Raw genomic sequence first — 506 nt, 5'->3', positions numbered from 1 at the left:
GTGGCTCCATCGGCAGCAAGGGCGCCATCGATATCGGTGTGACCCGCCTGGAAAACGACGCTGGCACACTGATCGCCGAACGCGGCCTGAAGCTGGTAGCCGATGAGGCGAACAGTTCCAAGGGGCGTATCGCCGCCAATGGTAGCCTGCATGCCAAGGTTGGCACGCTGAGCCAGAAGGGAGGAGAACTGACCAGTCAGGACTCGCTGACTCTCGACCTGGGCATCCTAAACAATAACGTTGGCCGTATCGCTGGCAACCAGGGCGTAGACATCACGGCCCGGCAGGTGGACAACAGCGTCGGCGAGATTGCCAGCCAGGGCGTGGTGGCGCTGAACCTCACTGAGCAGCTGGACAACCGTGGCGGCAAGATCGTCGGTGACAGTGGTCTGGGCATCACCGCGCCGCACGTGCTCAACCAGGACAAGGGGGTACTCGCCAGCCGCGATGGGCTGCGCCTGAGCGCTACGGAGTTGTTCAACGGCGGGGGAGGCCTGCTGTCCAGC

At 63.6% G+C, this 506-nt stretch carries 1 protein-coding gene; it reads left to right on the top strand.

Features of this window, described 5'->3' with window-relative positions; all coding sequences use genetic code 11:
- A partial coding sequence (locus tag HMPREF1224_RS14150) for an adhesin HecA repeat-containing protein (RefSeq protein ID WP_010793048.1) occupies window positions 1-506 on the top strand: 506 nt, incomplete at both ends.

Source organism: Pseudomonas sp. P179 (assembly GCF_000478485.2).
In the GTDB taxonomy this organism is placed as follows: domain Bacteria; phylum Pseudomonadota; class Gammaproteobacteria; order Pseudomonadales; family Pseudomonadaceae; genus Pseudomonas; species Pseudomonas aeruginosa.
Note: the sequence above shows the minus strand (reverse complement) of the source record. Positions and strands in the feature narration are given on the sequence as shown.